This is a genomic window from bacterium, from assembly GCA_021372775.1.
GTDB lineage: Bacteria > Acidobacteriota > Polarisedimenticolia > J045 > J045 > JAJFTU01.
Genome location: JAJFTU010000274.1, coordinates 1 through 6,693, shown reverse-complemented (window position 1 = coordinate 6,693; position 6,693 = coordinate 1). Strand labels below are relative to the sequence as shown.

Sequence of the window (6,693 nt, the reverse complement as noted above, 5' to 3'; positions counted from 1 at the left end):
GCCGGCCCCCCCGCAGCGACCGACCGACGACGTCGATAGGAACGCGGGCCTTGAGGCCGCAAAGCGGGCGGTTTGCGTGAGTCTGATTAGGGCCGTGGGCGCGGCGACGGAGACGTCGGGTTTTGCGCGGCGATGGGAGGTCGGTCGCCGCGGGGGGGCCGGCGATACCCGTGAGTTCTAGGGTTCGCCGGCCCCCCCGCAGCGACCGACCGACGACGCCGATAGGAACGCGGGCAGTTCGTCCGACGTCCCGCCGCGATGACCGACGACGTGGATAGGAACGCGGGCAGTTCGTCCGACGTTCCGCACGGAGGTCAGCGCCCGACCGGAACAGCCCCCCCCAACCAGCGCGCCAACGTCCCCTCGAGCTCCGCCACGTCGATCGGCTTGGACACGTAGTCGTCCATCCCCGACGCCTCGCACTTCTCGCGGTCGCCGCGCATCGCGTGGGCCGTCATGGCGATGATCGGCAAACGACGGTCCGAGCCGGCCTCGAGCCGCCGGATCTCCGACGTCGCCTGATAGCCGTCCATCTCCGGCATCTGGCAGTCCATCAGCACCGCGCCGTAGCGGCGGCGCTCGACCGCCTCCACCGCCGCCGCGCCGTCGGGAACGATGTCGATCTCGAACCCCATCTTCGCCAGCAGGCGCGCGATCAGCTTCTGGTTGACCGGGTTGTCCTCGGCGACGAGGAGCGGCAGCGCGGCGCCGATGCTCGCCGCCAGCGTGCCGCCTTGCGCCGGACGCGCCGGTGCGGCCTCGCTCCGCGGGGCGGGGCGGGGGGTCGGCGCGAGGCAGGCCCGCATCTGGTCGCGCCGCAGCGGCGCGTGGAGCCAGAAGTCGCAGCCGGCGCCTTGGCTCGGACCGCGCCCGCGGACGGTGAGCCCGGCGAAGCGGAGCCGCGCTCCCTCCGGCTCGGCGCGCAGCGCCGCGGCGAGGGCGGCGCGGTCGACGCGCGGATCGGCGCCGTCGACGAGCACGACGCGCGGCGCGTCCCCCGCGGCCGCGGCGGCGCGGAAGATCGCGACCGCCTCGTCGGCGTCGGCCGCGACGTCGCAGCGCGCCCCCTGCGCCTGGAACTGCTCCTGGACGATGCGCCGCCGCGACGGGCGCGGATCGACGCAGAGCAGCCGCGCGCCGCGGGCGAGATCGGCGAGCGACGAGCCCGCCGGATCGGTCGCGGGACGGGTCGGCCGGCGGATCGTGAACCAGAAGGTGCTTCCTTGGCCTTGCTCGCTCTCCACGCCGATGTCGCCGCCCATCAGCCGCGCGAGGTGCCGGCAGATCGCCAGCCCGAGGCCCGTGCCGCCGAAGCGGCGGGTCGTCGAACTGTCCGCCTGGGTGAACGACTCGAACAGCTTCGCCTGCGCCGCGGGGTCGATTCCGATCCCCGTGTCGGAGACCTCGAACCGCAGCGTCGCCGCCGCGCCGTCGTTCTCGACGACCGCGGCGCGCACGACGATCTCGCCGCGCTCGGTGAACTTGATCGCGTTGCCGACGAGATTGACGAGGATCTGCCGCAGGCGGGTCGGGTCGCCGACGATTCGGCCCGGCAGGTCGGCGTGGAGGACGGCGCCGATCTCCAGCCCCTTCCGCTCCGCCTCGCCGGCCAGCAGGCCGACCGCCTCCTCGGCGACCAGTCCGGGATCGAACTCGACCTCCTCGAGGTCCATCCGCCCCGCCTCGATCTTCGAGAAGTCGAGCACGTCGTTGATCACCGCGAGCAGCGCGCCGCCGCTCGAACGGGCCGTTTCGGCCAGCTCGCGCTGCTCCTCCGTCAGCGGCGTGTCGAGGAGCAGGGACGTCATGCCGATCACGCCGTTGAGCGGCGTGCGGATCTCGTGGCTCATGTTGGCCACGAACTGCCCCTTGGCCCGGCTCGCGGCCTCCGCCGCGTCCTTGGCGCGGATCAACTCCTCCTCGCGCGCCGCGAGGGCGGCGAGCGAGGCGTTGAGCCGCGTGGCGAGGGCGCCGATCTCGTCGTCCGCCAGCACCGGCGCGAAGGCGGAGAGGTCCCCCTTCTGCCGCCGGCGCATCGCGCCCTGAATCTCGGTGATCGGCTTCAGGATCAGCGTCCGCACGAGGACGTAGGTCAGCGCCGCGGCCATCGCGATCGCGATCATCAGCGTCCCGACGAGGTCCTCCACGACCCGCTCGACGCCCCGCCGCAGCGGCGCGGTGTCGATCTGGATCGCGAGGGCGCCCATCCGCGGGCCGCGCTCCGACGCCTCCGACCAGAGGCGCAGGCCGACCGCGTAGCTGAAGACCGAGGCCTTGCGGTCCTCCGCGAAGACCTCGTCCCCCTCGTCGTGCACCGCGGCGATCTGCCGACGGATCAGCTCGTCGGGCAGCGAGGCCAGCGGCCGCCCGATCCACGCGTTCCGCGTGCAGGCGACGACCTGCTGGTCGTCCCCGGCCACGAGCGTCAGTTGGACGACGTCGGCCTCGGCGCCGAGCGCGTTGACGAAGCGGACCAGCCCCTCGGCGTTGCGCCGCGTCTCGACCGCGTGGACCAGCGTGGCGGCGATCGAGCGGGCGCGGCCCCGGATCTGTCCGTCCACGACCGCCGAGAAGGTGCGGACGATGAACCACGAGCCGCCGGCGACGAGGAAGATCCCCAGCGCCAGCAGCGGCAGGGTCAGCTTCGCCTTGAGGGAGAAGCGCGCGACGGCGCTCTGCGCGCCGGAGATCGTCGTGATCGCCGCGCCGCGCATCAACGCGTCCCCCAGAGGACCGGCTGGCGGGCGACGATGTCCCCCGTGTGGTTCGGCCCGGAGACGAGGCCGAGGGCGCGGGCCATTTCGTCGAGCCGGCCCACGACGCCGTCGAGCTTCCCGCCGCGGGCGAAGAGCCGCCGCTGGTCGCGGGAGCGCAGGATCTGGATCCCCTCGAGCTGCTCCCGGACCTCCGGCTCCGAGACGAGCATCCGGCGGGCCATCGAGCGGTACGCCTCGGCCGGGTTCCGCTCCGCGAACTCGAGCGCCTTGTCCCAGGCGCGGACGATCGCGGCCGCCTCGCGCGGGCGCGCCTCGAGCACGCGGCGGTCGAAGAAGAACGCGTCCACGATCTCGCCGGGGATCGCCGCGCTGGTGAAGAGAACGCGGCCGCCGGCGCGCGCGAGGTCGGTGGAGATCGGCGGGTAGCAGACCGCGGCGTCCACGGCGCCGGTCCGCATCGCCTCGGGCATCTTCTCCAGATCCATCACCCGGACGTCCACGTCGCCGAGGCGGAGCCCGGCCTTGTCGAGCGCCCGCCCGAGGACGAGCAGCCCCGGCGCGGCCCGCTCGATGCCGATCCGCTTGCCCCGCAGGTCGGCGAGGTCGCGCACCCCGGGACCGGCGACGAGCATGTCCACGCCGTTCGACGCGTCGGCGACGAGGAACGCCTGCGGCTCCCGCCGCGACTCGGCGCGGGTGAGGAGCATGTTGACCATGCTGGAGGCGATGCCGTCGAGCTGGTTGTGCTCGTAGGCCCGCCGGGCGTCCTCGACCGAGCTGAACTCGACGAGGCGGACGTCCACCCCTTCCTCGGCGAAGTACCCCTTTTCCCGGGCGAGGAACAGGAACTCGTACCCGGCCCACGGATTGAGGCCGAGCCGCAGCGGCGGCGCGGGAGCGGGACGGCGGGCGTGGACGACCAACCCGGCTCCGAGCGCGAACATCAGCCCGAAGAGGGCGACCGCGAGTTTTCCCATGGGGTGGTAGGCCTTTCTCCGTCTGGAATCTAGAGTCCGAGTCGCCAGAGGACCACGGTCGCACCTGACTTTTTCGACTGGCCGGTGCAATTCGCCAAGAGTATCGTCTGCCCCTCTTTTGCGCCCGCCGCCGACGCGTCGGGCGCGACCGCCGATGGAGCCCGCATGAGGTTCGCTCAGCTCGCGCCGCTCTTCCTCTGCGCGGTCGCCGCGGCCGGCCCGTCGTTCGCCGCCGATCCCGCCTCGCCCGAGGCGCCGCTCGACGGCGAAACGGTCGAGACGGTCGAGGTCACCGGCTCCCGGCTCGGGGCCGAAATTCGTCCGGTCAAGGTGCTCGACCGCGGGCAGATCGAGCGGCTGCCGGTGGCCGACGCCGCCGGGGCGCTCTCCTACGTCGCGGGGGTCGATTTAAGGGAGCGCGCGCCGTTCGGGGCGCAGGCCGACCTTTCGCTCTACGGCAGCGGCTTCGAGGGGGTCCTCGTCCTCGTGGACGGGATGCCGGTCGTCGATCCGCAGACCGGGCACCACCTGCTGGAGTTCCTCCCGCCGCTCGTCTCGATCGAGCGGATCGAGGTCCTCGAGGGGCCGGCGGCCGCGGCCTACGGGCCGGGCGCGTTCGGCGGGGTCGTGCAGATCGTGACCCGTCGTCCGGAGCGGGAGGCGAAGGCGGCGGGCGGCCTCGCCGCGGGACAGAACGGATTGCGCCGGGGCGAGCTGTACGGGACGTCCGGCGACGCGTCGCTCGCCGCGTCGCGGACGGTCGCCGACGGCTACCGCCCGGACACCGACCTCGCCGACATGAGGCTCCTCGGCCGCTTCGCCCGCGGCCCGTGGGACGTCGAGGCGCTCTATCAGGACAAGCGCTTCGGTGCTTGGGAAGCCTACTCGGGGACCTATCCGAACCAATGGGAGTCGGTGCGCGGCGTCGCGGGGCGCGCGGCCTACCGCGGCGGAGGCTGGGAGGCGGCCTTCGGCTGGCGGCGCAAGCGGGACGAGTTCCTGCTCGACCGCGACCGCCCCTCGTTCTACGACGCGATCCATACGACCGACGGCCAAACGCTTTCGCTGAGCCGGCGGGTCGAGCTCGGCCGCGGCGCGGAGATGGCCGTCGGCCTCGACGGCTCGCGCGAGTCGATCGACTCCAACGTCCTCGGCGACCGGAACCGCGGCCGGGGCGGGCTCTTCGCCGAACTGCACGTCGTTTCGGGCGCCTTCGAGACGAGCGTCGGCGCGCGGGCCGAGCGGGCGGTCGGGCGGACCTGGTTCCTGCCGCAGATCGCGGCGATGCGCGCGGCCGGCTCGTGGCGCTTCACCGCCAGCCTCGGCCGGGCGATGCGCCTGCCGTCGTTCACGGAGCTCTACTCGAACAGCCCGGCCTACGTCGGCGACCCGAACCTCGTCGCCGAGACGGCGTGGGGACTCGAGCTCGGGGCCCGCGGTCCCGCCGGGCCGCTCGACGTCTCGGTGAAGCTGTTCCACCGCCGCGGCGACGACATGATCGACCTCGTGCGGCCGGTCGGAGAGACCGGGCCGTTCCGCGAGGCGAACATCGAGAGCCAGCGGCTCGACGGCGTCGACGCCGCGGTCGAGGGGCCGCTCGGCGGCGGCTTCCGGTTCCGCGTGGACGGGATGTACCTCGCGCAGTCGGCCGACTGGCCGCGGGCGCTCGATTCCCGCTACGTCGGCGACATCCTCAAGCACCGCGAGACGGCGGCGATCCTCTACGGCGCCGGCCCGTTCTCGGCGACGGCGACGCTGCGCGCGCAGCAGCGGCAGGACGGCGTCGGGCACGCCGAAGTGGACCTGCGCTTCGCCTCGCGTCTCGGCCGGGGCGGGCGCACGGAAATCTCGCTGGACGTCCGGAACGCCTTGGACCAACCGGACCGGAACTTCTACGGCGGCGAACTGGCCGGCCGCTGGATCTGGCTGGGGGTCGAATTCCGCTGAGCCGGCCCCGTTTCCTCGTAAGATCCCTTCCGCGCGGCGACGCGGCACGGGAGGGGCGATGGCGGACAGGGTCTACAAGAAAGTCACGGTGGTCGGCTGCGCCGGCGGCAGCCTCGAACAGGCGATCCAAGCGGCCGTCGCCAAGGCGGGGGAGACGCTTCACGGCCTCGCCTGGTTCGAAGTGAAGGAGATCCGCGGAGCGGTCGGCGCCGGCGCCGTGACCGAATGGCAGGTCACGGTGGACCTCGCGTTCAAGGTGGACTGAAGTCGGCGCCGCCCGGCGGCGACCTCTTGTCCGGTTTGCCGCGCCGGCGCACACTCGGCAACGGTGCGCCGCCGCCGCGGAAGACGGAGCGGCGCGCCTCGTGGCGCCGGGCGATCGGCGCCGGAGGGGTTCCGGGCGATGAAGAAAGGGACCTTGGCCCTCGGGGCCGCGTTCGCCGCCGCCGCTCTCGTCGCGGCCGCGCCGCCGGCCGTTCCGCCGGCGGAACCAGCGCCGGCCGTTTCCCCCGCGCCGCGTCCGGTCGTCGTCCTCGCCGCCGCGCCGTACACCGTCGCCGGCGGGAGCGCGACCGTCTCGGGCGTCGTCTTCTCCTCCGTTCCGGTGGACAGCGTTCTCGTCGGGGGCCGCCCGGCGCGGCTGCGCCCGCCGACGGCGCAGGACATGGAAAAGCTGCGGCGCGTGCCCGAGGGGGCGACGGAGGCGTCGCAGCGCGTCTTCTTCGAGGCGCAGGGCGTTCCGCTCCCCAAGGCGGGGGTCAACGAGATCGAAATCGAGGCGGTGGCCGGCGGCGCCCGCTCGCTGGTCCATCGGCTGACGATCATCCGCGCGTCGGCGGCCGGCCCGTCGAAGTGACGACGGCGTCGGGTCGCCTCGCGGCGCGAGGTGAACAGTGATTTCCACGCGAAAGCTCCCGGCCGCGGTCGGCGCCGCGGCGGTCCTCTGGGCCGCGGCGGCCGCCGCCGTCGCGCAAGTTCCGCCCAACGCGTCCCCCGCGGCCCAGGCCGCGCCGGCATCGAGCTCCCGCGGCGGTCCGGCGCCCGCGCCGCGT

Annotated in this window: 5 protein-coding genes; 3 read left to right on the top strand and 2 right to left on the bottom strand. The window is 73.7% G+C overall.

The features are described from left to right. Positions 1-314 precede the first annotated feature (314 nt). A complete protein-coding gene (locus LLG88_09640; protein ID MCE5247165.1) occupies positions 315-2,714 on the bottom strand; it encodes a response regulator in 2,400 nt (799 codons plus the stop codon). Continuing rightward, positions 2,714-3,694 carry an ABC transporter substrate-binding protein gene (locus tag LLG88_09635; GenBank protein ID MCE5247164.1) on the bottom strand — a complete coding sequence of 327 codons (981 nt, stop codon included), beginning with the start codon at positions 3,692-3,694 and terminating at the stop codon, positions 2,714-2,716. The genes LLG88_09640 and LLG88_09635 overlap by 1 nt, the downstream gene beginning before the upstream one ends. A gap of 165 nt (positions 3,695-3,859) precedes the next feature. On the opposite strand from LLG88_09635, the gene LLG88_09630 reads away from it, so the two are divergent. The 3 genes from LLG88_09630 (at position 3,860) to LLG88_09620 (ending at position 6,497) form a co-directional block, all read left to right on the top strand. Next, complete coding sequence (locus LLG88_09630) at positions 3,860-5,641, top strand: TonB-dependent receptor (GenBank protein ID MCE5247163.1); 1,782 nt, start codon at positions 3,860-3,862, stop codon at positions 5,639-5,641. Positions 5,642-5,699: 58 nt separating this feature from the next. Continuing rightward, positions 5,700-5,906 (top strand): dodecin family protein, encoded by a 207-nt coding sequence (locus LLG88_09625; GenBank protein MCE5247162.1) that lies wholly within the window; start codon positions 5,700-5,702, stop codon positions 5,904-5,906. 138 nt (positions 5,907-6,044) lie between these two features. Beyond that, positions 6,045-6,497, top strand: coding sequence for a hypothetical protein (locus LLG88_09620; protein MCE5247161.1), 453 nt, complete (start codon positions 6,045-6,047; stop codon positions 6,495-6,497). Positions 6,498-6,693: the final 196 nt, after the last annotated feature.

Excerpts from the sequence above, each read along its gene's own strand:
- LLG88_09640 (MCE5247165.1), bottom strand. The coding sequence starts at position 2,714 with ATGCGCGGCGCGGCGATCACGACGATCTCCGGCGCGCAGAGCGCCGTC.
- LLG88_09635 (MCE5247164.1), bottom strand. The coding sequence starts at position 3,694 with ATGGGAAAACTCGCGGTCGCCCTCTTCGGGCTGATGTTCGCGCTCGGA.
- LLG88_09630 (MCE5247163.1), top strand. The coding sequence starts at position 3,860 with ATGAGGTTCGCTCAGCTCGCGCCGCTCTTCCTCTGCGCGGTCGCCGCG.
- LLG88_09625 (MCE5247162.1), top strand. The coding sequence starts at position 5,700 with ATGGCGGACAGGGTCTACAAGAAAGTCACGGTGGTCGGCTGCGCCGGC.
- LLG88_09620 (MCE5247161.1), top strand. The coding sequence starts at position 6,045 with ATGAAGAAAGGGACCTTGGCCCTCGGGGCCGCGTTCGCCGCCGCCGCT.